Origin of the sequence: Paenibacillus apiarius (genome assembly GCF_017052585.1) — a bacterium.
Classification (GTDB): domain Bacteria; phylum Bacillota; class Bacilli; order Paenibacillales; family Paenibacillaceae; genus Paenibacillus_B; species Paenibacillus_B apiarius.
Genome location: NZ_JAFFHZ010000001.1, coordinates 3,010,478 through 3,037,127, shown reverse-complemented (window position 1 = coordinate 3,037,127; position 26,650 = coordinate 3,010,478). Strand labels below are relative to the sequence as shown.

Sequence of the window (26,650 nt, the reverse complement as noted above, 5' to 3'; positions counted from 1 at the left end):
AGAAATGCGCATGACAAGGCGGACGCTTACACAACGTCTCGCATATTATGCGCGTCTGCTTAAACGCCGATAATATGGTATCCGCTGTCTACATAAATGACTTCTCCCGTAATCCCGCGGGATAACGGGCTCATCAGGAACATCGCTGTGTCCCCTACTTCCGCCGTCTCCGTCGTGCGGCGCAGCGGCGCTTTCTCCTCCACCTGTCTCAGAATGGAGTTGAAATCGCTGATGCCCTTCGCAGCTAACGTGCGGATAGGGCCTGCCGAAATCGCGTTGACGCGGATATTGTGCTGTCCCAAATCGGCTGCCAAATAGCGGACCGAAGCTTCCAGCGCCGCTTTCGCGACACCCATGACGTTGTAGTTCTTCATCGCGCGTTCCGCGCCGAGGTAAGTCATCGTCATGATGCTTCCCCCCTCGGTCATCAGCGGGTACAGGCGCTGCGCCACAGCGACCAAGGAATATGCGCTAATATCATGCGCCAAAGCAAATCCTTCGCGGGACGTGTCAGCGTACATGCCTTCCAATTCTTCCGTCTTGGCGAAAGCGATGCTGTGCACCAAGCCGTGCAGCGTGCCGAATTCTTCGCGCAGCCGTGCGGCCAAGCCATCAATCTCCGCATCCACCGTAACGTTGCACGGAAGAATGACCGAATTCGGAATGGTTTCCGCCAGCTTGCGCACCCGTCCTTCCACGCGTTCGCTCTCGTATGTAAATGCCAATCTCGCGCCCTGAGCGGCTAGCGATTGCGCAATCGCCCACGCGATGCTGCGGTCGTTCGCGACGCCCATGACGACGATATTTTTACCCTGAAGCAATTGAGTCATCGTATTGTTATCCTCCTCTCGCCACACACAATCTTCCTTTTCTTTGCAGAATGAAAAGAATGCGGTAAACGTTCTTTGTCCAACGTATCGTATTTTCGCTTGATTTTCAAGTATCAAGTCTATTAAGGAGCGATACGGACGCTCGCCTGATTTACCAGTGTGACTCCTTCATCCGCATAAGCAGCCAGATCCTGCATCAGCTTTAGCAGCGCCTCGTCCTTCCGCTTCGCCTCCAGCATGACATCCAGCCGTTCCGTATGCCTCGCGGCAGTCCGCAAAAATGCGAGCAGCGGCTCAACTTCCACGTCATCCGCATGCCCGCGTATATCCTTCTCGCTCTTCGGGCTGGACACGTGAATCTTCGGCGGAAGCGGATCTTGCTTCGGGGCATCCGCCTGTCCATAATTTGTCTCCCACGTCTGCGCGATGCGCGGCCATAGCTCCGCCATATTCTCGCCGTCATTGTTCACCCATTGATGATGAATATCGAGCACCATAGGAACGCCGAGCTCCTCGCAAATCGCCAGCGTCTCCGGCGCATTGAACGTCTTGTCGTCATTTTCGAGCGTCATGCGCCGCGCTATCGCTTCCGGCAGCATCCGGAAGTTCGCCACGAAGCGCTCGCCCGCTGCCTGCTTATCGCCGTATGCGCCGCCGATGTGAATGTTGTTTTTCGCCCGCGCATCAAGCCCCATCGCTTCCAGCATCCGAAGGTGATATTCCAGATCGGTGACAGACTTCCGCAACACTTCCTCACGCGGCGTGCTGAGCACGGTGAAATGATCCGGATGAAACGACACCCTCATTCCATGCTTATTGACGTAGGTCCCGACTTCTGCAAATGCCTCGGCAAGCGCAGGAAATGGATCCCAATCGTTCAAGGCTTCATGCGTAGACAACGGAATGAGCTTCGAGGAAAACCGATACACCTCAATGTCATGTGCGCGGTTATGCTTCAACAGGCGCAGCGTGTTATGCAGGTTTGCCTCCGCCAGCCGCTCCAAGCGCCGCAGGCCGGCCTCCCGGTCGTCCAATTTGCTGAAATTCGCATACGTCATCGTACGGGACGGGGACGCATTCTGCACCGTCATCGACATCGCCACATAACCGAAGCGCACAAGCATGTTCCATCAGGCTCCTTTGTTAGCGCCAGCGCGCCATTTCTTCCTAGCGTAACCATTATAAGGAGTGCTTAGCCTGACCTACGTTCGCCGAGTGCGCCTACAGCTCCATTTCCCGATTATTGCGGTCTACCCATCCGTTTAGAACCGCACAGCCAAATTGCGCTTGCAGCCACTCTGCCAGCTCTTCTCTTGCGCCGGCAACCTGAGCGTCATTACGGCCCATGAACCCGTCAATCGGAAAGAAGATGTGGCGGCTGTCTGAAGTAATCTTGCCTAGCTCGCTTTGCCGCCAGATCCAACGGCGGGTCTTAATCTGATCGCCCACGGCATAGACCAGTTCCCCTTCATCTGGCGATTCCGCATCCGCTTGTCCAAGACCGAACGGCACGAACGTATCATCCGCCTTGGCAAAACGCACGCAAATGTCCTCTTCGGCCTGCTCCATATCATGCGCTCCCATCGGAACGAGATATTTCAAGGAGATGGCATTGCCCAGATCGACTGCCGGGTTAATGCTCGGAAAGCCTTTCTTCTTCTCAATGCGCGAGGCCATTGCTTCAATTGAACTCATGAACTTGTTCGGATTGAAGCCAAGCGCCTGGAACGCATCGCGGTACGGCGCAATCTCTTCCGATTGTTTGGCGAGGACCTCTTGGAACTTCGCTTCCACTTGAGCGATACTCTGCTGCAGACGCTGCTCGATTTCAGGGTAGACCTTCGTATTGTCAATTCCTTTAGCAACAACGATGCCAAAGCATACATTTGGCAATGCCTCGAATACTTGTTCAGATACGGTAAATTTCATGTGTTTACACCCTCCTGAGGCTTAATGTAAATGAATGCAAAAGAAGCCCCTTCCGCCCATCTGGCTTCCGGTGCTTCCGTGACGATCATTTATTTCCGGTTCGGATCTCCGAAGAACATCTCGTGCGCAAGCGCGGTCTGTACCCGGGATTCTTCTTCATTCAGCTTGCGGACCAGCTCCATCTCCACTTCGGTCACTTCTTCGCCTTGGAAGTTAATCTCGGCAATGGAGGCCACGATTTTGACAATCGCGACCGCCGTATTGTCCGGCGTATACGCCATTACCTTCTGGCCTGCAGGGAACACGCGAAAGCCCTGCTTCTTCATCTTGCCGCGGCCGTATTCGAGCAGCTCATACAGCTCCTGTTCGGTCTTAAACTTGCAAACGGAATTGAATTCTGTCTGAAATCCCATGTGACTCGCTCCTTTGCTTCGTTCTATTTTATATTGAACCACGAAGATAAGAGGTGTGGCAACTATGTCGATTGTTGCCTATATTTACTCTCCCTCCGCATCAGGAAGAGCAGGAAGCGTGCCAGTCGTTAAGCCCATCTATTCGATAACCGATCTGGTAGCTGTCAATATCCGCGATATTCGCCAGTGAAAATGGGATATACGTTGCAGCCAGGGAACAAAGCACGCTCCGTCCAAGCAGATCCCGCAAGTCCAGCGGTATGTTCAGCTCTATGTTCAGTGCCATCTCCTCACTCTCTCCGCAACATCTTGTTGCCCTCTAATCAACAGCGATTTCCTCTCATCCCAAAAACGAACGAAACAACAAAACGGAGCGGCTGAGCCGCTCCGTTCCGTTTCATTCAGGATTTACTTTTTCATACCAAGCTCGCAGGTGATGCACGGCAACCCCTCCGTAAGACGGATGGTCGACACTTTGCCGCCCTACCTCCTGCAAATGTTCTTCAAAATAGTTCACGGACTTGCCATGAAAGGTGACGAAGTCGCCTTCATCCGTCTTGCCGAGCTCAACGCCGATCAGAATCTTCTTGTTCGCCTTTTCTGCTTGTGCGAGCATATCGATTGCCAAATCGTAAATGGAATCCGAATGATCCCGGTAGGCCATAATGGCAAGCGAATCGAAGCGCTCCAGCATCCATTCGCCGAGGCTGCCCCCTCCTTCTGACGTTTCAATGCGATGGAGCCAGAAAGGAACGTCTGCCGCAATGTACAAGCCTGCTGCACGGGCCTCGCTTAGCCAGCGGGTCATATTGTGCGACCATTCGCGCACAATCCGGCTTTGATCCCGCTTCCAGCCTCGCAGCAGATACGGCTCCACATCGAGATGGATGCCTGTAAACCGCTCTTCCGGCCCGGCTTGTTCATTGAAGCTGGCAACCCAACGGATGAATTCCGCGCCCTCTTCCTGCTTATCGGCCCGCGCCCACTCCGGACTCCCGTTTAGAGCGTGAACATCAATGCCAGCCTCGCGCGCTTTTCGAATAAATTGACGGTATTCCACCTCCTTCACGTCAGTGCTAATCTGCACGAATATTAAATCGACCTCATTGTCTTGGCTGAACGAGACGACCTCATCCGGGTTGTCACGCATCCACTCGGTGTCCCACAGCCATGTCGCCTTCGTCTGCTTCGTTCCCGCGGAATGAAACAAGAGCGGCGTCACGGCAAAGTAACACAGCAACAGAATGAGTGTCACCCATTGCTTATGTCTAGACAGGATGTAACGCTTCATAACCCGCGCGCTCGGACGCGCGGACACCTTGTCTTTATTAGACAAGAACAGCCTCTTCCCATTCATTGAGGCTTGGCTGCACCGTATAGCCCAACTTGTAAATGTGCGGCCGTTTAATACCTTTGAAGGCGTTGCGGGTATCCAAAATCGGGATGTTCAAATCAGCGAGTTCTTCATAATCAAACGATTGATGATTCGTAATCAGCACCATGCAGTCATACGTTTTGAAGGCCGCTAGGTCGTAGTCGATTGTGCACACCGTCTTGCCTGTCTTATTTCTAAAGTGAATTGCATGCGGATCGTAATAATCGACTTGAGCGCCGCTCGCCTTGAACAACTCATAGATTTCAAGACCCGGGGATTCCCGCAAATCATCAATATTCGGTTTATAGGCCATGCCGAGAATTAATATTTTCGAATTTTTAAGCGATTTCGAGCCATCATTCAGAATCCGGGACGTCTTCTCCATCACATGGTACGGCATATTGGCATTGGTCGCTTGGGCGATATCAATAAACTTGCTGTAGAAGCGGAAGCCCTTCGCTTTCCAGGACAAGTACATCGGATCAAGCGGGATGCAGTGTCCGCCGATTCCCGGACCTGGATAGAACGGCATGAAGCCGAATGGCTTCGTCGCAGCCGCATCGATGACCTCCCAAATGTCGATGCACATCCGATCGCACATCATCGCCATTTCATTGATGAATGCGATGTTCACGCTGCGGAACGTGTTCTCAAGCAGCTTCGACATTTCCGCCACCTTCGTGGAAGATACCGGAACGACGGATTCCACGATGTGTCCGTACAGAGCGGTCCCAAGCTCCAAGCATGCCGGCGTCGCGCCGCCTATCACTTTCGGCGTATTGAACGTATTATACTTTTCGTTGGACGGATCGACACGTTCCGGCGAGAAGCACAGGAAGAAATCTTCACCCGCACGATACCCGAGCGCTTCGATTTCCCTTTGGATGAGCTCCTCCGTCGTTCCCGGATACGTCGTGCTTTCCAGCGTAATCATCAGCCCTTTTTTCATATAACGCTTCAACTGTTCAACAACCCGCGTAATATATGAAGTGTCCGGATCCTGATTCTCGCTCAGCGGAGTAGGGACGCAGATGCTGACCGCGTTCAGCAATTGAATATGGCTGTAATCGCTCGTAGCAAACAATCTTCCTGTGTTCATGCACTCCATCAAGGTTTCATCGCTCACATCTTTAATATAAGAGTGACCTGCATGAATCTTCTCAATTTTGGCAGGGTCCAAATCGATCCCGACTACCTGAAATCCTTGTTTGCACATCTCGACAGCAAGCGGCAGACCGACATAACCGAGACCAATCACTCCGACGACAGACGTTTTGTGTTCGATGGCATGTTTCAAATTAGCAGCATACATGTTCACAGGTTCCACCTTCCATACTTTCTATTTTTTATGTCTAGAAGCAACGACTGAGTCTTTCATCTAATTCAACGGGCGAGAACGGCTTCGTAATGTAGTCGCTAACGCCTTGCTGATAGCAGTAGTCTATTGTCTGCTCCACCCGCTGTTCGGACAGAATGACGATTTTCGGAGCAGGGTTCAGATTCATCTTCTGAATGTGAGAAATAAACGGCAAACCATTAATTCCATATAAATTCAACTCGGTTAATATGAGATCAAACGGCTCGGAATGGATGCGGTCCAAAGCGGAATAGGCATCTTCCGCTTCATGCACTTCGTACCCCTGCATCGTAAGCCATATGTTCAGAAATTCGCGTACGCTCTCGTCGTGGTCGACCACCAGAATCCGTCTGGCATCCATCGGCCGCAGCTCATCATGCAGCACCCGGATATCGGAATAGGCGCCCCCGACCGTCAATTCGGCCAAGCGGCCTTCGATCAGCTCCTCAATCTCCGCGGCATCGGCAACGGCGGCAACCGCGCATACGATCGGCTGGCCGGCGAACTTCTGTTCAAGCAGCATCTTTAACTGGAGCGCATAATAATGCGTTTCATCAAGAGCCGCCCGCCGCAGCAGAACCGCAATCAGGTGATGCGAATCATCGACCATCAGCTCGAATGAAAGTGTGCGCTCCGCTTTCAGCCAAGCGCTTATTTCTCCTTCCCACGCTCGGCCCATCGTCCCGGCATGAATGAAGATGATTCCTAATTGATGCTCGGGGTCGTTCGAACAGAGATGGTGCACCGTCTGTTTGAAAGACGGAACGAATTCGGATTGCTGTTCAATAGTAGTCAGCATAAACGGTTAATACCACCTTTCCTCATCGTTACGTTAATGTTGAACATCGGCCTGACTATCAGGCCGATTTCACTTGCTCGCTCTTTTCCTTCCAGCTTTGACGGGTCATTGCGCCCCAAGAGTTGTTCTTCTGAAAGTATTGGATATGACCCTGAATCCGCCATAAGCTCCCGAGCTGGTGATAGCCGAAGAACATGAGCACGCTGAAGGCCAGCATACGGAACATGTCGCTAATTCTCGGATAGCGCTTAAAGGCGATCTCCTCAATCAATATCGAGCCAATAGCCAACAGAAGCCCTGACAGGAAGTTGATGGTCAGGAACACACCGACGATGTTCCAGCTTGTCATGTCATACAATGCGTAACCAATCAAAGATAGTAGACCCGTAATTTTAAAGTACGGATTGAGCGCTTCGAAAATAATCGTATACGGGAGCGAAAGCATGCCGAATACTTTGTACTTCGGACGGAACGACATATCATAATTCTCGATCATGTTTTTCAAATTTCCCCGTCCCCAGCGCTTGCGCTGATTGGACAAGATATGATAGGTGTCCGGCGCCTGCGTCCAGCAGACAGCTTCCGGACAGAAGGCAATGCGGTACGGCAATTTATTTTCCAACATGTAGCGGTGCAGCTTGATGATGATATTCATGTCTTCACCCGGATAACCGCCGCGGTAACCGCCAACTTTAACAATGTAGTCTTTGCGGAACAGGCCGAACGCGCCGGACACAATAATGAGTCCGTTGATCGCGCTCCACCCGATGCGTCCGCCGAGGAACGCCTTCAAATATTCGCACGTCTGGAACATCGGCCACCACTTCTTCGGCAGGCGGACTTCCTTCACCGTGCCGTTCTCAATCGTGCAGCCGTTCGCGATACGCACGTTGCCGCCGATGGCGACGTATTCTTCGGGATTGGACATATACATCGTTGCCATTTGAATAAGCGAATCTTTCTCCAGCAAGGAATCCGCATCTATCGACGAGACGAGCGGATAATGCGAGAAATTGATGCCCGCATTGAGCGAGTCCGCCTTCCCGCCGTTCAGCTTGTCGATGACATACAAATGCGGATATTCCGGATTGTGATAGATCGCCTTGATCTTGGTGCAATTTACCGAATACCGAACCGCCAAGTTGTCCATGCGGTACAACTCGAACTCGTCGATAAGCACCTTCATCGTTTCATCCGTCGATCCGTCATTAATGACGATGACTTCATACGTCGGATAGTTGAGCGTCATCAACGATCTGACATTTTCAATAATAGTCAGCTCTTCGTTATAGGACGGAACGAGCAGGGATACGGGCGGAACGTGCTCCGATCCCACCAAGCTTCCGCTTAACGCGTAACGTTTTCTCCGCACAATGGAGAAGACGCTCTTCAATGAAAAGAGCATAATGCCGAAATATATAGTGTTGACGATGATGACATAATACATCGCGAAATAGCCGTAGTTGAGAAGTAAATCTCTAAGCAGAATAATCGCCTCCTATGCCGCGAATGTGTGATACGGATGACGCTTTGCCGAAATATTGCTCGTACAGCGACTGTTTCGTATGAGCGCCCTGTATATGCTTGCGCCGGTTGGCGAAGAAATGCTCACGCAGAAGCTCCTCGTGAATACGGTCCTTGGCCATGTCGGATTTGAAGGGATCATCTCGTTCCAGCGCTGCCTCACACAGCGCCCGGAATCCCGCATCTCCCATCATGGCTAAGCTTTTCGCGCTGTGATACCGCACCCACCATTCGGAATCAGTTAATGCTTGCTTCAGCGCCGGTATGCTGCCTTCGTGGCCCAATTGTCCAAGCGACTCTGCAACAGCCGCACGGACTTCCCCTTCCGGATCGGTCAACCATTGGCTGATGGTTTCCTCCGGGAGGACATTGCCGGCACGAACAAGTATTTTAACTGCAAGGGAACGTATTTCTTGGTCGTCACTGTCAGCCAGCCGGAGCAGGGCAGGCGTTAAAGAGACGCCTGTCTGCCCGCGTAAAGCGAGCAATGCGGTCTTCACCAGATTGCGGTCCCGGTCCTCCAGACATTGAATGAGCAGCGGCGTCACATCAAGGGAAGTCTCCTCCAGCACCTCGGCCGCATTCAAATAGTTGCCTTTCCGGTGACGGGTCAGTTGCTGCAGCATGACGTATAACTGGTCCAGATGCTCCGCGCACTTGGCAACGGAACGGGCCAGCACATGCAGAAGCGGACCGTCTTTCTCCTGCTTCATCAGCTCAATCAAGGGCTCGACCGCCTGCGCGGATCTCATGCCTCCCAGACGATAAGCCGCCTTCATTTGCTTCGCATAGAACATGCTGCCAAGTTGTTTCCTATCCAGCTGCACGAGGCCTATGTCCTCGCACAGAGCGGTCAGCTTCTGCCGCTGCGCTCCCCGGAACTTTTCAATCCACTCCATCAATTTATCCTGAATGACTCGTGTTTCTAATGGGCTGAGCGGTCCCTTCGGCGGTTGGAACGGGCCTGGATCAACGATATGCCGCTGCAAGTACACGAAATAAGGTTGATGCTTCTCCAGCAATGCCGCCCGTTTCCGCTCCAACATAATGCTGCGTGCTTTCATCGTGAGCAAAATCAGCACTCCGAATCCGATTAAACCAAGACACACGTAAATGAAAGCTACGGCAAGGTCCAAATTGGAAAACATTTGACGTTTGCCTCCTTTATCGGTTAAAGTCGCGCGCCATTGGCCGCTAAGTTAGTTAAGACGGTGAAAGAGCTGTTTCATCTCGTCATAGCTTTGTTTCAATCGTTCTGTATACCCAACTTTATCCCATTTATTCCATTGGTAAACTGGGATATTGTGTAGTGCGTATGGCTTAGACGCCTTTGCTTTGGCATTATTTGCTTGTGATGCGCTGCGTTCCGACACCCAAGGCAAAAAGCGGATGCCTTCGGTCGTCTCCGTCTTGAATGTCCGTTTGTTCTGAAGCGGACTATAGCTGATGACCTGCTTCGTGCTCGGATCCGCAAATCCGAGCAGCATCCATGGGATGCGCATTTCCACAAAATCGCCTTTGTACTGCCAGACAGCAAGAGAATTGTAATTCGGATCCTTCGGATTGTTCGTCCCACGCATCAATTTACCGACCGTCACATCTTGGAATGGATGCGCGGATCTCGTATCCGGCGGCTCCATCTTCAAGCTGACGGCTAATCTCCACGGATTGAACCTTCCCGAATTCGACTTCAACTCCTCCGGCTTCGGTTCGATCATCCAATAACCCGATTGACCATACAGACGGTTATGGAAATCGTAGTCGGAAGCGATGCGAACTTCGCTCTCCTCATCTGTGCCGAGCACGATAAGCGTCTCGAGTCCTTCGTCCAAAGCGATTCCCGGCAGCTCCGGCATGCCGCGGTTGCCTCCGGTCAGCGTGCTGGAACCGATATACAGCTTCTGCTGCTTCGAATCGAACGGTTTGTCCAGCCGCAACGACAGGTATACATACCCTTCGTCGTGCGTGGCCCACATCTCCCGGATTCCCGGCAGCTCCGTCTTAATCTGCACTTTATCCTGCAATTGGTCCCAATCGGTTGCATCCCCGTCTATAACGAGGGTCTCCTCCTTGCTCGGATACATCCCGAGCAGGCCGAACATCTTTTCATTGGTCAATACGTTCAACCAATACGGGCGGCGATCGTCCGGAATTTCATAATCCATCGTGTTCCATGTCTTCTTGAACCATTCGTCCTGCCACATGAACAAGATGGCCCCGGCGAACTGCTCGTCGTAAATGTCCTGCGTCAGCGAAGCATCGATGCGCCCTTGCTCCCGTTCGTCATGTCCCCCTTGATTGCGGCCGCCCGTTCCCAAATGCGATACTCCTATCGAGGATGGGACGCCATATTCCGTAATCATGACAGGCATATCCTTGAACTGGGCTTTAAGCTGGCGCAAATAGGCTTTGTAGGTGTTGAATTCGCCTTGCTCATCCTTCAGCGTCCGCAGTGACTTGTCCAAGTGGAAAAAGTCCGGGTAATACGGATACACATGATAGGCGGCAAAGTAACCGGCATTCCACTTCACAGGTTCAATGTGCCTTGCATCCACGCTCGCCAAGTCTTCCTGGTACAAAGGTTCGCCCGGATGCTCCAGAATGTCGGTCGTCACCCAATTCGTGAACGTCATCGGATGCTGCCATCCGTAACGGCTCTCGACGGAGGCGGCATGGTCAATCATATCGGCCAGCCAGCTCTCGAATGGAGATGCCTGCGCCGTGGCGTTGAAATAAGTGCCTGCATACGGCTTGAGCGACTGATGCTTCTTGTTCGTGTTGTCCACCATCACCGGGTCCCACTCCGTGCCAAGATGCCACGCCATCAAGTAGTCTCCGGCATTGGCTTTATAGGTCCCGCTTGCCACACCCGTCGATTCCGGCAGCTGCAGATCGCCATAGACGGCGCGAACCGCCTTCTCGATCTCCTGCTTGAACTGCTGCTGGATCTCGGGCACATAAGCGTCCTGGGATTCTATAAGCTGCTCTTCCGGGGACCAGATCCCCTGGATGAAATAGAGCGGACGGTCTCCCTTGTCCCGGTTAAACTTAACAAGCGCCTCGTAAAAGACAGGCTTATGCACGGTATAGACGCGAATGACGTTGGCGCCCATATCGTGAATCTGCTCGAACCATCGCAAATAGTCGTCCTCTTGAATCGGGAATTCGCCAGGAAAATACCCCGGAACGGTAGCTCCCAGATTGACGCCTTTCACGAAGATTGGCTTGAACCCGTCCTTCTCGTACGCCATGAATCGATCGCCCTCGGTCTTGAATTTAACCTTTACGCCGCTCTCGTCAGCAAGAGCGATAGGCTTCGGATAGAGAAAATCCTGCAGTAGATAAAGTCCTCCCGCAATGACGGCGATTAAGAGCACAAACGATACAGCGACAATGTTCCATTTCCTCTTGCGGCTCATGTATGTTTTCCCATTCCACCCTTTCTCTGTGAAATCTATAAGTTATTGCGCTAAATAGTTAAAGGCGCTAGTGAGTACACCTCCTAGAATAATTGCCACCACCATACACACCAATAATAACCACTAAATTGGATGGAATAACATGGTTATATAGTCGTGATTTGAATTTGGGACCCCGTTCCCGTCGATGAAATTGTATGTGGGCGTGAGTGTTTGCCCGCAATCAAGCGGCTCACTTTCGGCAAACCAGCTTGATAAGAGGAGGACTGCAGAGGATTTTTCTCTATTCGCTTACTTGTTGTAGTTAGACGCATGAAGTCGCAAAAAAGTTGCGGTATTGTAACCAATTTACCAAAAATACCTAGAATATCAGGTCTTTGGTCATGATTGTGCATTCGACATATAAATACATTAGTAAATTTCAGAATAGGATATTTTTACTATTTTTGTTCACAAGATTTTTAGGTGTCGATTTATGTCCGGGCAGCAGCGTTTCGCCTTATAGTTATGCGTTTATTCTTGCTCTATTTTGGTTGCGCTTACAATCAGGGAATCGGCCCCATCTTAAAATCTGTGTGTGACTGATAGACGTATGCAGGCGTTATGGCTGATGCTAAAGTCTGCTGAGTTCCCCGTGCCTTTTGCGGAACAGGTGTGTCCATTGGACTCATTTGGGCCCACTTTCCCTAGTAGAGGAGGAGGTATTTTCTCTTTCCCCTAAGTGGTAGGGGCAGGTAAAAAAGGAGGGGGCGAACTGCATTTATGCAGTTATTTGGGCGAAAATCCGGCTTTTTCGGCTGTTGAAATGCAATTGTGCAGTTCGAAGCGATTGTATTACCATTTCTTGTGTGATTCCACGAAAATGAGTTGTACTTTTGCAGTCCGGCACCATAAATGGGGAATTGATGGGCAAAACAAATGTACTATTGCAGTTGGAGCCGTAGTGCTCTCGGGATGTTTTCCCGTTTTGGTTCCAGCTGCAACGTCCAGCACTGGTTACTTGCTTTGAGCCGGGATGACGTGGTGCAGATGGGAAAATTGATGTAGGACGGGCAATTGTTCCCCCGCTTTTTGTACTGTAGGACCAAACCACTCCTCTCAAGTCCGGCAGTACCCGATCGGTAACTTCCACACATGATGACGCCTAAAGCGATAGTATGGTCGAACGATTGCATTACCGTAGTCCTGTCCCATTATAAAAGCTTGATAGACCTCTGTTCAGGCGCGTAGCGCTATGGGTATGGAGCAACAAGTGTCCCCTACTTCTATCGTTTCAATATGGGTTCAGACTGTGCGGATTCGTCAGTTCCCCTTCAAACGGATCCTCCGTTATAAACCGCCCGATACTCGGATCATACCATCTGGCCCGCAGGTATTGCAGGTTCGTCGTCTTGTCCCAATACTCGCCCGAGTAGCGGAACATATTCGGCACCTGCTCTTCTTCCGTCAGCGGATTGCCCCAGATGTCGTACGTGTAGCGATTGAGCAAATTCCCCTGAGCGTCGCGGATTTCCGTGACGTCCCCGTGGCCGTTCGTGAAGTAATATTGGAGCCCGCTCTGTCCCGGCACTTGACGGGCCAGCAGCTTGCCACTCGCGTCGTGCACGTAAGCAGCCGCTATGGTAACGGTTCCGTCCGGGTTCACGGTGCCTTCCGCCACGATGAGCGCCCGGTCATCGTAATAGTAGCGGGTGGTGACGCCATTCTCGCTGCGTTCGACCATAAGCCCGTCCCCGTTGTAGCGGTAGGAGACCGTTTTTCCTTTTTCTGTCGTGACTTGCGTCAAGCGGTTCCGGCTAGGTATAACTTGCGCCTTGGATATCCGGCATCTTATCGCTCGACAACGTGCTTAGGTTATCTCTGACATCATACGTGTACCTTTCATTGAACTGGTTCGACGTCTTGATCCGGTTCAACGGGTCGTACGTGAACTGGAACGAAGGGCCGTTATCCGTCTTGCCCGTTATGTTGCGGTTGTTGTCATAGGTATACGCATACTGGGCGAATGGGGCCTCACCTTGCTTCTGCTGAATGCCAGTCAAGTTCAATCCGTCGTACGCAAACGATTCATTCAGGCCTATCGAGGACTGCAATTGGGATACGCGGTTATACGAGCCATCGTACGTGTAAGTAAATTGGCCGAGCTGTCCCCCTGCTCCATCCAGCACTTTGATATCCCTCGGAATAGACAGGATTGCATTCAGTTCCGTCTGGGCCGTTAAGCGGTACGGTCCTGCAGCAATGGATTGTTCCTTTCGTATCCCGCGTGCATCATAATCGAATGACAAAACGGTCCTATCCGGGTACGTGATAGTTGCCAATTCGCCCGACGAATGGTACACGTAGCTCGTCGTCCCCGTCTGATCGGTCATCGCCGTTCGTTTGCCTGCCGCATCATACGTATACGAAATGGTTTCACCCGCAGCAAGGCTGCTGACCAACAGATTCCGGTTATTATAGCCGAATTGTTGAGCTTGACCTTTCCGATCAATGCTTTTCACCACGTTGCCGTTGCCGTCATAATAGAAACGCTTGCTTTGCTTCATCGGGTCCGTTTGCTCCAGCAAACGGCCAATGTCGTCATACCGTTTCTGAACCGTATTGCCGTCCGCATATTTTACTTCGACCATATCGCCTGCCAGATTATACTGATAACGCGTCGTTTTCCCTCCGGCATCCGTTGCGGCGATAAGATGCCCCAACACATCATACTCATACTTCGTTGCGTTGTTGTTCCCGTCATACGCAACCTTGACGTTCCCCGCATAATCGTATTCGTAACGGGCCAATACCACCGCCTGACCGGATGGCTTGATTTCTTCCTTCTTAATCAACCGGTCCATGACGTCATACGTTTCACGAATGCCGGTGTTCGCCCCGTCGATCGTCGTCTTCGTATGGGCGGCATCGTCATAGACGATGCGATTCACGCCGTGAATGAAGTTTTCCTGGATGACGCGGTCCCAAGCATCATACTCATATTCGATCCAAGTACCGTTAAACGCCCCTTTTCGAATCATCCGGCCATGCTCATCATACGCATGCGCAGCAATTCCGCGCCCGTTGGTTTCTGCTATCAGATTACCCAACGGATCGAAGTGCTTCTCGATTTGCAGCCCGTTCGGATCGGTGATGAACATTTTATTTGCATGATCGTCATAGACGATCGTCGTTTGGGTCCCATCCGGATTGATTTCGGCGGTTATTCTCCCGAGCTTGTCATACGTATAGGAAGTGCTGTGTCCATTGCCGTCCGTATATTTCGACGGGAGACCCATCGCGGGGATATAATCCATCTGGGTGGCAACCGATTCAGCCTGACCTTCCACGTTCGTCACATGGACTGTTTGCTTGCTCAAAAACAGAGACGGAAACTCTTGGTGCACAACCGTGTCGCCTGCATCGCCCTTTATACGAATCTGAATGGGGTTGCCCGCACTGTCGTACTCATAATGGAGCTGCTGCACGATTGCGCCCTTGTCACTCTTGGAGATAACTTGCTTCAGCCCTCCACGATTCTCATCGTAGTCATACTCGGAATGCACGTTCCTATCCCGATCCGCCGGCACGACACTGCTAATCATGCCGAATCGCTTTTTCGGCGACACGATGGTGTACTCATAACGGCTTGTGGCTCCAAGCGGATTCGTCTCCGAAGCGATAAGCCCCCAGTCATTACGGTCATACGTTCGCTCCGTAATGCGAGGAGTGGACGAGTAACTCCCTTGATAATGCGTCTCCTCGATACGGGTCGGATTTGGATTTTTTCGGGCGGTATCATGACTGTAGCGGAATACCTGACTGTTGTTGGTCTTTCGATCCTGAATGACCGTTTTCGTGTTATATAACACCGAAGGGGAGAAGTAATCGATATACTGTTTCCAGTAGGTATACGTAGTGGTCTTTAATCCGTCGTTCACATCCACAGAGAACGTGAAGTCCCGGTCAAAATGCTGCCCGACATCCCCATTGTTATAATTGAGACTTAATTCATTCATCCGGGTATGGTTGGTTGAACTATAATAGTTGCGCCGCGATTTATACCGCACGTTCTGCTCTTCCGCATACTCTCCGATCTTGCGGTAAATCACATTGTCGAAACCAAATTCCGTAATGGTTTTGGTTGGGTGCTCAATCATCCCCAGCACGACAGCATCGTTATGTCCCCAGAAGATGTTGCGCTCATTGGAATGCTCCGGAAATGGGCTATACCCCTCGTGCAAATTAAACTTCAGCCATTTCCAAACGCCATAATCATATTTGGTCGAGCGGCCCAGCGGGTCGATCACTTCCGTCAAGATGTCCTGCTCGCGGATTCGATCCCCCTTTATTTCGCTGACTCTCTTTTTCTTATAGATGACCTTTCGATCCCCGGTTTCGATGGAAATCGTATTGTCGCTGTTATAAGAAATAAACATAGCGTTCGTGTGGCGGCGATCTTTGGTCGAGCTGGCGATAACAGACAGCACTTCTCCAACATCCGGTTCGTATTTATATAAAAATTGAATCCAGTTGCCGTCCTTGTCTTCGATTTGCATCAGTTTGCCGGTATGGCTGAAATATTGCCGGATTCCCGTCTTGTTATTAATAAGTTCATAGGAGGCCCTGCTCCCGGCCTGTGTGGTTTTGTCGGTTGCGCCAAAGTCCAAATCACGGAAGGGATACCCGAGCAGACGGTCATTTTCCGAGAGGCTGTAGGTGCCAAGACCGGAAATATAGATATAGCCGTAACCGTTCACCCGCTTGATATACGAAATATCCCAGATCCAGCCCTTGCCGAGATGGAATATTTGCTCTTCTTTTGTTTCCCGGGTGCTATTGCTGTTCCGGGACGGGATGAAATAAATATCGTCTTTCCCCAAAGAGCTGTCATAAATTCTCCGCAGCGCAAAGTCCAAGCCATTCGGGCCCGGCATGACCAGATCCGTTTCTTCCACGCGCAGCGATCCATCTACGGTTGAAATATGATCGTTCACAGAACCGACGGAATACGGAGCTTGATCCATCCGAATCGGCCGGTTGCGCAGCGCGATTTCATCATAGGGCTGGCTGCTGGAGCGCATCTGCAATCCGTACACCTGATCTGTAACCGTCCGTTCCCTCTTTCCGTATACTTGCTCCGTTACGCTGGTTTGATATACGGCCTCGGCCACGCTTTTCATTCGTTCCTTGTGAGCCACCAGCGGATCGGGAGACGGCTTCGGATAAGTGTGGTTCATGAACTCTTCATAGTCCTTGTCCTGCCGCTGAGCTTGCAGGCCTTGATAGATTTGATGAAGCTGATAACCGGCGAGCAGCTCCTCCTGCACCCAATCCCGGGTCACGCCGAATGTGTCGGTAAGGGACGTGACGGTAATCAGCTCTTCTGGATTAAAATCTGCGAAGGTTGCTCGAGCCCCATATACATTAGAAGTGACGGAAGGCGAATGCAAGGGAGGCCCTGCAGAAGAGAACAACTGTTGTGCAGATGCAACAGGCATTCCAGTTATCGTCAATAGGAATACAAGAATAACAGCTATCCATTTTTTCATGCTCTATCCTCCTAAAAACGTGTTCTTGAGTCGTTTATTTGATTTAGCTGGTTGCGGGCGGCTTAGGCGGTGTTGGCACGCTAATCGGACCGTCCGGAGGCGGACCTGATGGCATGAAGTGAATGAAGTTGATTAACACTTTGCCTTCCCCGATCTGGGATTCAGAACGTATGACCGCGTTCACACGGGCCGTTGCCGCATCCTTAGGCACCGCATAACTAGTTGTGCTTTTCGTTACGAATTCATTCCCGGTGACGGAATAATATGTCGGATCCTTGAAGCTTATAAATTGAATTGGCGCGCCATTGCGGTCATAAAATTTGACTGTGACCATGAATATTGCTCCTTTAAGCTGACGCACACTTGCGCCAACCCTTAAATAATATTTCGTGATGTTATTTACAGATAGTTCTTGGCTAATTCCAGCCGCCTCCCATCCGCTCAGGTCTTTTGCAGTGATGAGATGAAGCGTTTTGCCATCCATATATTTCAGATCCGCTTGAACTTTCTTCGAATCAGGCGCGATGATCTCCCAACCGTTTACCGTTGGATCATCCTCACTTCTGTAATCAAACTTAAAGTTGGATAATATCCCCTGGTATGTGCCTAACCGAAATTGCACATTGTCCACATAAATGGTTCCCGCGGCTTCATTACTCAGCGCTTTGATTCCAACCATTAGCGCGGCATAATCCGCTTTCAAGGGCGCGCTTATCGTATCGGATACGGTAATGAATTTGCCTGCCGTCAGATGAGGATGCTGCCGCACCACCTGTCTTTCGATCCATGTCCCGTCTTTCTTGTAAAAGTCGACGGCAATTTCAGCTGCCGCACCGTTGAGCTGTTCGATCTTCACGGCGGCGCTGACATGGTAGGAGACGCTTCTGGTCTCGAATTTTTGGGTCACTCCAAGAAACCCGTCTTTACCGATGCCCGAACCCGACACTTTCACATATTGATTGCGGTTGTCGCGCTGCAACTGAATGTGCGCCTGCCGGACCCGGTCCATGGCGCGCTCCCACAATACCGGCTCTTCCCCCGTGCCAACAGTTTGAAAATCGCCGTTTATCAGATCATTGTCGTTATGGCCGACCATAGCGTAGACGCCTCTTATGTTCAATTCCCCGGCGGCCTGATCCCCCCCGGCACGAATCACGATATAGATCATTGCTTGCGTTGCATGTTCCGGAACTATCGGCCCCCTGCCCGACAAGGTTATGAATCCATTCGTGTTAGATGAATAAGACTGCACGATTTCGGGCTTCGTGTAGCCTTTATCCGTACGATAGGAGGCCAGCAGTTGGATTGTTGCGTTAGTCAAGTTTTTTGCCTCCACGGCGGCCTTCATTTGCAAGCCTTGATGGGGGAGAACGGAGATTGGAATCTCTTGTTTTACACCCGCGATCGCATCGCGGCTCATGTTCGAAGCCGTTATTTGTTGAAAGTAGTGCGAGCCTGCCTGCATTCTTGCATAATGCGCGTTAGCCGTTCCTTCCGTTACTTTCAGCCAGTGCGTGCCTAGCTGCTGATCTCCATGCGCAAACACAGCATTTTGCACATTGGTAATGGTCGAGTCTTGAAGCTGGGTGTCCCCTTTTCTTTTCCCTACCATGTTCCCGTTGGAATCGTAATTCAGATTGTACATCTCCTCGCCACTTTCCGTTCTGTACAACTGGCCGTTCTGATTGTAATCGTAGCGCACCTCTGCCGCATAAATGGAATGGTTCGTGCCTAGGATGAAGCAGGCAATGAGGGCCACCTTCAACCAACGCTTGAATATGGATCTCATAGTTTCCTCCTTATAAAAGAAATAAATCTCCAGCATAGTAGACAACGCTTTCATTTTTATTTCTGCCCTTTAAGCCCCTAGCTAACTTGTCCACATCACTCTTTTAATAAGCCCTTTCTTCTGGATTTCAACTAAATAAGTATCAAGTTGTTGGCTTATTTGGACCACATCATCATCTGTGAAATTCTTTCCTTCCTGGACTGCTTTTATCATTAACAGTCTAGTATTCTCGATTTTTCTGATTAATGTTTCATCCGCCTCGCTAAGTTCCTCGAACATAGTCACACTCTTTATGAAGGAATCAACCGCCTCATTTTGTTTTCCTATTTTGTTGAAATATTTCCCTTTCTTGATATAGTAATGCGCATTTCCATTTTTAATAATAGGATTGGATAAATCTACTTCCATAAACTCTTGTTCACGTTGAAATAATTGATGCGCAGCATGCAGATCATTGTTTGAGAGATAATAAGTAAGGAGTGAGTTCACGATGTTAATCTTGTGGGTAGATGAATCCAAACATTGTTTCAATTGCTCAATCGCTAATTCGATCTTCCCCTTTCTTTCATTAAGTTTGGCTGTCATGAAGTCCACATTCTCTTTGACAAAAGGAAAGTTGAACAAGCTGAATGCTTTCAAATACTTCTCAGCTAGGTCATACTGCTTTTGATGAAAATAGGAGGAACATATCGCCAAAGTGGAGTAAGCCTTTAAACTGCTGTCGGTATTATCTTCTTTGAGATATTTTTGCAGCAGTTCTATACACTCGTTGAACCTTCTCAAATGATACGCATGCACACCAAGCTTGTAATATAAAGTGACTCGCTCTTCGCTAGATAAAAACTCGACATATTGCAAGACAAATTTACCGGATTCATATGTTTCTTCCAGCTTGCTAAAATCATTTCGTTGCACTAAATACTTATGAAGCATGCCTTGTGCAACGTATGATTGCTTGCCGTGGATTCTGGCATAGGTAATGACAGTATTAAATAATGTGAGTTGAAGTTCGTCTGTACCAGATAGTTGTTGGGTCATGTGAAATAACTTTTTCAGTAAAACGCCGCTCTCTTCATCTCGAGAAGTCAAAAACAGTGACGCTATTTTTGCCGTCAATGAACTATCCTGATAGGCAATGGAATCCAGCAGCAATTCGAACAATGTCTCTGAACGGGGATCAGTTAACATAAAATGATCGAGCACTTCATGCAGGGGGATTTGCAACACAAAAATGATGGGTTGTATCGTTTTGTAATTAAGCCGTTTCATGTTACCGTTCTCGATTTTGGAAATGCTTCCTCTACTAATCCTTGAGAAATCGGCCAATTGTGTCTGCGTCATTGAGCGCTCATTCCGATAGCGTTGAATCAGTTCCCCCAATGTTGAAATCACAGTACTGACGGAACCCACACCATCACATCCTTAAAATGGAATCACAAACCACCTACACTTTACCATTTCATGTTTGTTCTGTAAATCGTTTATGCCGCACATAAAAAAACAACGCGCATAAAAATCAACGCGTTGTTTTCGTCCTTTATACACTCAAGGAGTTCTCCTGCTTCCGTCCCTCCACCGTCTGCTTGATGATGATGTTGCCCCAATCCGTACGATAAAAACGCACCATCAACGAAATGCCAAGCACCATCAAATATAGGTATAGCGACATCCATGCTCCGATGCTGCCCCAGTCGAATACATAAATAAACACGTACGCAAGCGGCACGAAAATGAGCCAACTGGTGACGAGCGAAGCGCGCATAAGGAAGGTCGTATCCCCAATGCCCCTCAAAGCGCCCGCATAAAAGTTATATAGCGCATCGAACAGCTGCAGGAATGCCGAAGTCATAATCAGCACCGCCGCCAGATGGAATACTTCCGGGTCGGTATTGTTGTAGAGCTTCGCAATCGGTTCTGCAAAGATGAACTCCGCCGCGCCAAGCAGCAGAATGAATATGGAGCCCATGACGGCAACATCCGTCCCTACCCGCCTGCCTCGCAGCGGCTCGCCGCGTCCTATCTCCTGCCCGACCATAATCGTCGCGGTCGATCCGAAAGCAAACGCCGGCATGAACCCGAATGCCATCACGTTAAGGGCTATTTCGTTGGCAGCCAGTGCCGTCGTCCCAAGCCGTGCGACGAACATTGTGAAAATAAACATGGACACGCTCATCGAAAATTCCTGCATCCCGAGCTTGAAGCTTTCGCTTACGAGCTCCTTCAATTCGGTCAGCCGCACCTTCACTCTGGCCCGCGTGTTGTACTGCTTATGCTTCCTTACAAAAAACACATACAGCGCCAAAATAAAGCCGACGATCTCGCCGATTAATATCGCATAGCCCGCTCCGTTCAGTCCCAGCTCCGGGAATCCAAAATGGCCGAACGTCAGCACGTACACCAACGCCACAATCGTAACGTTGCTGACAATCGACAGAATCATCGAGGTTCTCGTATCGCCGATTCCCCGCAAAAAGCCATGCAGCGAGAACGAGACAATGCCGAACGACTGCGCAAAGATCCGCAATTGCAGGTAATAAGTCCCCATCTCGGCAATTTCCTTCGACCCGCTGGTCAAATACAGAATGTTGCCGGAGAAAAACAAACCTGTCAAGAACAGCAATCCTCCGACCGCCATGCTAATATAAAGAGCGATGTAGGTGCGCCGAATCCCTCTTTTCATCTCATTCGCGCCATAGTTCTGGGCAACCATATAGTTAACGGTATGTCCGATGCCGGAAAATAAGGCGAACGTATTATAAATGATAATGTTAACGACGCCCACAATCGCAATGATGATAGCGCCCAAATGCCCCACCATAATCAGATTGATCGTCCCGATTACCGTCTGCGTGGCAAAGGACAGCAAGGACGGGATCGCCAACAGCAAAATACTTTTCCAATTCTTCACTTGAAGTTCCACCTGTCTGCAGCATCAATTCTTGTAAGCGGAATATATCGTACCAAATATTTCATGGACTAGCTACCAATATTTTTCACCGTAAAATTAGGCTGTTCTAAGTTGTTAACTGTTTAATTGCAGACGTACTGCTCGTATTTGGAGTAGTCGCTCTGTCTGCATTCGAGCGTCAGCTTCGTTCCATGCTCCTCATACTCGGTCGCGAGAATCGTCGCATGCTCGTTTAAGTAAGAGACAAGCTGGCCTTGATCGTAAGGAATGAGCATCTCGCATGTTACATAATCTTTGAAAATCCGCTCCCGAATCGCCCCGATAAGCTCATCGATGCCCTGCTTCTGCTTGGCCGCCGTATATACGATGTCGTCCTGCGACTGCGGGATATCGCCTTCCTTCCGATCGATTTTGTTGTAGGCGTAGATCATCGGAATGTCCTCCACGCCAATTGCTTTCAGCGTCTCGTTCGTAATGCGGATGTGCTGCTCGTATTCCGGATTGGAGAAGTCAACGACATGGACGAGCAGCTCCGAATCCTTCACCTCTTCCAGCGTCGAACGGAACGCCTTCACGAGATGATGCGGCAGCTTGCTGACGAAGCCGACCGTATCCGTCAACAGGAACGTCTTGTTGTCCTCCAGCTCGATATTGCGCACGGACGTCTCCAGCGTGGCGAACAGCATATCTTTCTCGAAGACGAATTTGTCCTTCGTCTCTGTGTACAGCTCCACCAACGCGTTCATGACGGTAGATTTGCCCGCATTCGTATAACCGACGAGCGATACAACCGGAACCTCGGTCTTCTTGCGCTTCTTGCGCTGTGTCTGACGGTGGGCGACGAGCACCTCCAGTTCCTTGTTCAAGGCGTTGATTTTCTCCTCGATTCTGCGGCGGTCGAGCTCCAGCTTCTTCTCCCCCGCCCCTCTGTTCTTCGTGCCGACGCCGCCGCTCTGACGGCCGAGCGATTCACGCAAGCCGACCAAGCGCGGCAGCATGTACTGCAGCTCCGCCACCTCGACCTGCAGTTGCGCCTCTCTCGTGCGCGCCCGCTCGCCGAAAATATCCAAAATGAGTATCGTCCGGTCGATAACCTTGCAATCGAGCTCGCTCTCCAGATTGCGGATCTGGGAAGGAGACAGCTCATCGTTGAAGATGACCATATTTGCCTGATGCAGCTCCATCAATGCTCTTACATCTTGAAGCTTGCCGGTGCCGATGTAATGCGACGTGTTGACCCTGCTCAGATTCTGCGTCACGATGCCTGCGACCTCTACATCACAAGCAGCAGCCAGGTTCGCAAGCTCCTCCATGGAATATTCGAAATCCGGCTGGTGATTCAAATTAACGCCGGCGATGATCGCCTTTTGCGGTTGTACGGTAAGTTGTTCCATATGTGATTCCTCCGTTACTTTACTTGTAGATAATGTTCCAGTATGCCCCTTCTGTTCGCGAGTTTGCGCGCATAAAGAGGTTGTTCCAGAAATGTGTTTTCAAACCTTCTGATCGATCTTGACCGTCACATGCGAATAAACGCAAAAAAAACACAGACGTATCGCCTGTGCTTCGAGCAAACGGGAAAAAAGTCGCTAATACGCGCAGATCAATTACGCAACTCAGGTGACAACACACACTGCGCCCGCTGGCGTCAGTCCCTTTGCAAAAAGGGCACAACGAGCGGCGAAGTGGCAATCACCCAAACAGCAGCTTGGTTGCCGTCGATAGATCCATGAACATCCGCTCTGCCGCAGTCCTCGCGTATGGATAACAAGACGTTGAGGAAACAGGCAGCAGGCGGAGCGTTCGATCAAGATACTGACGGTACGCGCTTCATCCTTGGCAGGTACTATGTTTTAAGGGCACACAAAAAGAGGGCGAATTCGTCCTCCCTCTTCTGTGATGCAGGTTATAGGGTTCCCTAAAAATAGGCAGACCAATCCCGATTACTCTGCACACAGGCAGAGTCATTGAGCACTATTCAGTTAGTGTCAAAAAGGTTCAATCGGATTCTTCCGAAAAGGAAGAAGGCTGCCTTATCAATCATGGGGAACCCCTCCGTTCTGTAAAAGTTACCATTATCTTAGCACAGCGGAACCGCCAGAGCAAGTAGCCATTTTAACTGTGGGAATGCCGGATAAATAGGGAACGCCGCTCGCATGTTGCAGCACTCTTGTAAAGTAACATGCATATTCCACTGGAAATCGTACAGTGAAATGTACAGACTTCACGTCCAAACCGCACTTTGACTGTATTTCTTACAGCGGATTTCACAGTTCTGTCGTGATTTCCCCTTAATTAGTCCAAATCCACTGGACGAATTCCAATGGAACCTCTCTGCCAAGCTATAACCTTGCTATTTCATTGGACAGAATCCAACGAAGACTGGACTATCAGCACAGAAGAAGCAATATAGCTTATTTAGCAGAAATGCTAAGTGGATAAAAGCTCACCTGTCGCCTTTAAAAAGTCAAAAAGAGCAAGCAGGTTTCAATTCCTCATAGGTACTTTCAAAACTATCCACCCGAGCGTCGGGGCGACAGACGAACATATGTTTCAATTCCTCATAGGTACTTTCAAAACCAACGAGCATAAGGAGCGGATTAATCCGCCGAGGAAGAGTTTCAATTCCTCATAGGTACTTTCAAAACCTTCTCCCCGCTGGGGAAATCAAATTCCCCGTACGAGTTTCAATTCCTCATAGGTACTTTCAAAACTGCAAGCCAGTGTATTGCCGTATAGTGTTCGGTTGTGTTTCAATTCCTCATAGGTACTTTCAAAACGTCGAAGATCTTTTTGAAATAGAAGAGGAATAATAGTTTCAATTCCTCATAGGTACTTTCAAAACGACAAGTCTCGTAGAAGGCATCGAAAAGACTTTCACAAAGTTTCAATTCCTCATAGGTACTTTCAAAACATCAGCCAGAACCTTTTCGAGATAATTTTTGTTCAGCGTTTCAATTCCTCATAGGTACTTTCAAAACCCCAAAAAACCTTGTCCCTAAAGCTTTCGACAAATCAAACTTATTCTCCTCCCCATGTTTTCACAGAAAAGAAGATGTCTCAACTTCTCCCCTAAATCTCGTTGTAACTCGGTGATACTCCAATTTCCTTTGAAAAACAAAGTGTCGTCGATCCCCGGCACTTTTTACGCTATTGGGGGTCGACGACAGATTTTAGATCAATAATCTTGTGCACATGTTTGATACGTTACTTCCGCTCAAATGCTCTCTTTGAGTAGGTTTTAATGTCCGTAGTCATTGAAACACTCCAATACTTCCACATCGCCTTCTTCACGTGCAACTCATTTGCAACCGCTTACTTGTATAATCGGATTGGTGCCGACATGCGGCGCTTCTTACAACAAAGCGGCTGTACGCCGACCGGGAGGTGCAGACAGCCGCCAAGCAAAGGAGGATGTTGATGCATGCACGATGTTTGCCTGCCATTGCAGCCGCTGTGCTGTTCGTCTGCGCGCTGCTGGCTCCGCTCTCTTCCGTTCAGGGAAGCGGGGCAAAGCTCGTACTGGAGCAGACGTTTGCGAACGTCAGCAATGGCTGGAGCAAGGTGGAGCGCTGGAAGGACAACAGCACGCTCTTCGCCGCCGAAGACTACCCCGCAGACGGCCGGGGCGATCAGAACGGCCAGCGGCTGACGTTTTTCGGCGGAGTGAAGCAGCCGCATTCCAGCCGTTTCTTGCTCTACTACGCTCCACAGTTCGATACGAATCCGGTGCCGACGCCAGTTCTTCTTGTCCATGGTGCCAATGACAACGCCGATCGGGCCTGGGCCAATCCGAACGAGGCCGGTTCCCACGCCTGCGGCGCCGCTGTGTGCCCGAACACCGGGCTGATGCAATTTTTAGCTGGGAAAGGCTACAAAGTATTTGCGATCAATTTCGGCCATAAGCACGGGGACAACTATTATGCCGCCGAACTGATCCACGATGCGATCAGCGTCATCAAGGACGTCACAGGCGCAAGCAAGGTCGACGTCATCGGCTGGAGCAAAGGCGCGTTCGCCTCCCGAATGTACGCGTCCTCCGTCACCAAAGCCGGCGGCACCTTATATGCCGACAATATTCGCAAGCTAATCCTGATCGCCAATCCGAACAAAGGCATGGATTTCATTTTCCGCCACGGCTGGACCTTCAACTTCGGCATTTTTCCCGCATGCGGCGGAAAGACGAATGCCCCCTCCCCGCATACGCAGATGATGTGCTACGGATTGTGGCGGCATTACCCCGAGCTATCCATCTACGCCACGGAGCATGGCGACTTTTTCCCGGGACAGAGGCAAATGCTGGCGAAATGGGCGGATGTATACCCGCTTCCCCTTGACGAGCAGGATTGGTATACAACCTACTATGGCGGCCAAGGATTTGTTACGGGCGGAGACGGCATCGATGCGGCGATACGTCAAGGGTCGCTCGTCAATACGATCTTGGCTGCGGGCATTCCGGCGACAATCGAGACGTATCTGCTGTCGGGCAATGAAAACGCCATTTCCGTCATTCATCATGAGCACACGGGTCCAAGCGATGGCGTCGTCTTCCTCCAAAGCGCAGCCTCCGTTCAAGGCATCGGCAATGTGGCTGGGAATGCAACGGTGCGGCACAATCATATGGAGCTCGGTTGGACAGCGGCTTCAGCCAATCTGATCGGGCAATGGCTCCAAGAGCCTTGATCTCTTACTCTCGGCGCTTCTTTCTTCAGAAACAGCAATATGTGTTAAAAATGTGTAAATTTATTGAATATTTTTCCGCGCCGGCTGTATAAT

Annotated in this window: 18 protein-coding genes and 1 CRISPR repeat array; of the genes, 1 reads left to right on the top strand and 17 read right to left on the bottom strand. The window is 50.3% G+C overall.

Going from position 1 to position 26,650, the window contains the following annotated elements; translation table 11 throughout:
- Nucleotides 1–59: 59 nt before the first annotated feature.
- From fabI to hflX, 17 genes are all read right to left on the bottom strand, one after another.
- Nucleotides 60–830, bottom strand: a complete 771-nt coding sequence (fabI, locus tag JSQ80_RS13815) for an enoyl-ACP reductase FabI (RefSeq protein ID WP_206095678.1) — start codon at nt 828–830, stop codon at nt 60–62.
- A gap of 122 nt (nt 831–952) precedes the next feature.
- Nucleotides 953–1,954, bottom strand: coding sequence for a UV DNA damage repair endonuclease UvsE (gene uvsE, locus JSQ80_RS13810; RefSeq protein WP_206095677.1), 1,002 nt, complete (start codon nt 1,952–1,954; stop codon nt 953–955).
- Nucleotides 1,955–2,051: 97 nt separating this feature from the next.
- Nucleotides 2,052–2,759, bottom strand: coding sequence for a B3/B4 domain-containing protein (locus tag JSQ80_RS13805; protein ID WP_206095676.1), 708 nt, complete (start codon nt 2,757–2,759; stop codon nt 2,052–2,054).
- A gap of 89 nt (nt 2,760–2,848) precedes the next feature.
- Nucleotides 2,849–3,172 (bottom strand): hypothetical protein, encoded by a 324-nt coding sequence (locus JSQ80_RS13800; protein ID WP_206095675.1) that lies wholly within the window; start codon nt 3,170–3,172, stop codon nt 2,849–2,851.
- 100 nt (nt 3,173–3,272) lie between these two features.
- A complete protein-coding gene (locus tag JSQ80_RS13795; protein WP_206095674.1) occupies nt 3,273–3,458 on the bottom strand; it encodes a hypothetical protein in 186 nt (61 codons plus the stop codon).
- 111 nt (nt 3,459–3,569) lie between these two features.
- Nucleotides 3,570–4,508: an SGNH/GDSL hydrolase family protein gene (locus JSQ80_RS13790; RefSeq protein WP_206095673.1), complete on the bottom strand. Its 939-nt coding sequence runs from the start codon at nt 4,506–4,508 to the stop codon at nt 3,570–3,572.
- Nucleotides 4,501–5,859, bottom strand: a complete 1,359-nt coding sequence (locus tag JSQ80_RS13785; protein WP_206095672.1) for a nucleotide sugar dehydrogenase — start codon at nt 5,857–5,859, stop codon at nt 4,501–4,503. The genes JSQ80_RS13790 and JSQ80_RS13785 overlap by 8 nt, the downstream gene beginning before the upstream one ends.
- A 40-nt stretch (nt 5,860–5,899) precedes the next feature.
- Nucleotides 5,900–6,703 (bottom strand): response regulator, encoded by an 804-nt coding sequence (locus tag JSQ80_RS13780; protein ID WP_087433241.1) that lies wholly within the window; start codon nt 6,701–6,703, stop codon nt 5,900–5,902.
- Between the two features lie 58 nt (nt 6,704–6,761).
- Nucleotides 6,762–8,150: a glycosyltransferase family 2 protein gene (locus JSQ80_RS13775; RefSeq protein ID WP_087433242.1), complete on the bottom strand. Its 1,389-nt coding sequence runs from the start codon at nt 8,148–8,150 to the stop codon at nt 6,762–6,764.
- A gap of 31 nt (nt 8,151–8,181) precedes the next feature.
- Nucleotides 8,182–9,375 (bottom strand): HEAT repeat domain-containing protein, encoded by a 1,194-nt coding sequence (locus JSQ80_RS13770; protein ID WP_087433243.1) that lies wholly within the window; start codon nt 9,373–9,375, stop codon nt 8,182–8,184.
- A gap of 51 nt (nt 9,376–9,426) precedes the next feature.
- On the bottom strand, nt 9,427–11,646 hold the full coding sequence (locus tag JSQ80_RS13765) for a hypothetical protein (protein WP_206095671.1): 2,220 nt from the start codon (nt 11,644–11,646) through the stop codon (nt 9,427–9,429).
- Between the two features lie 1,273 nt (nt 11,647–12,919).
- Nucleotides 12,920–13,432 (bottom strand): RHS repeat-associated core domain-containing protein, encoded by a 513-nt coding sequence (locus tag JSQ80_RS29090; RefSeq protein ID WP_240463660.1) that lies wholly within the window; start codon nt 13,430–13,432, stop codon nt 12,920–12,922.
- Between the two features lie 10 nt (nt 13,433–13,442).
- On the bottom strand, nt 13,443–17,177 hold the full coding sequence (locus tag JSQ80_RS13760) for a wall-associated protein WapA (protein ID WP_240463659.1): 3,735 nt from the start codon (nt 17,175–17,177) through the stop codon (nt 13,443–13,445).
- 43 nt (nt 17,178–17,220) lie between these two features.
- Complete coding sequence (locus JSQ80_RS13755) at nt 17,221–18,966, bottom strand: hypothetical protein (protein ID WP_206095670.1); 1,746 nt, start codon at nt 18,964–18,966, stop codon at nt 17,221–17,223.
- A gap of 81 nt (nt 18,967–19,047) precedes the next feature.
- Nucleotides 19,048–20,376: a Spo0E family sporulation regulatory protein-aspartic acid phosphatase gene (locus JSQ80_RS13750; protein WP_206095669.1), complete on the bottom strand. Its 1,329-nt coding sequence runs from the start codon at nt 20,374–20,376 to the stop codon at nt 19,048–19,050.
- Nucleotides 20,377–20,503: 127 nt separating this feature from the next.
- A complete protein-coding gene (locus JSQ80_RS13745) occupies nt 20,504–21,874 on the bottom strand; it encodes an MATE family efflux transporter (protein ID WP_206095668.1) in 1,371 nt (456 codons plus the stop codon).
- Nucleotides 21,875–21,996: 122 nt separating this feature from the next.
- Entirely contained in the window at nt 21,997–23,268 is a 1,272-nt protein-coding gene (gene hflX / locus JSQ80_RS13740; RefSeq protein ID WP_206095667.1) for a GTPase HflX, read from the bottom strand.
- Between the two features lie 1,090 nt (nt 23,269–24,358).
- Nucleotides 24,359–24,855: direct repeats of the CRISPR family, unit length 30 nt; unit sequence GTTTCAATTCCTCATAGGTACTTTCAAAAC.
- Between the two features lie 439 nt (nt 24,856–25,294).
- Between hflX and JSQ80_RS13735 the strand changes: the two genes are divergently transcribed.
- Nucleotides 25,295–26,557: an esterase/lipase family protein gene (locus JSQ80_RS13735; RefSeq protein WP_206095666.1), complete on the top strand. Its 1,263-nt coding sequence runs from the start codon at nt 25,295–25,297 to the stop codon at nt 26,555–26,557.
- The last annotated feature ends 93 nt before the right edge of the window (nt 26,558–26,650 follow it).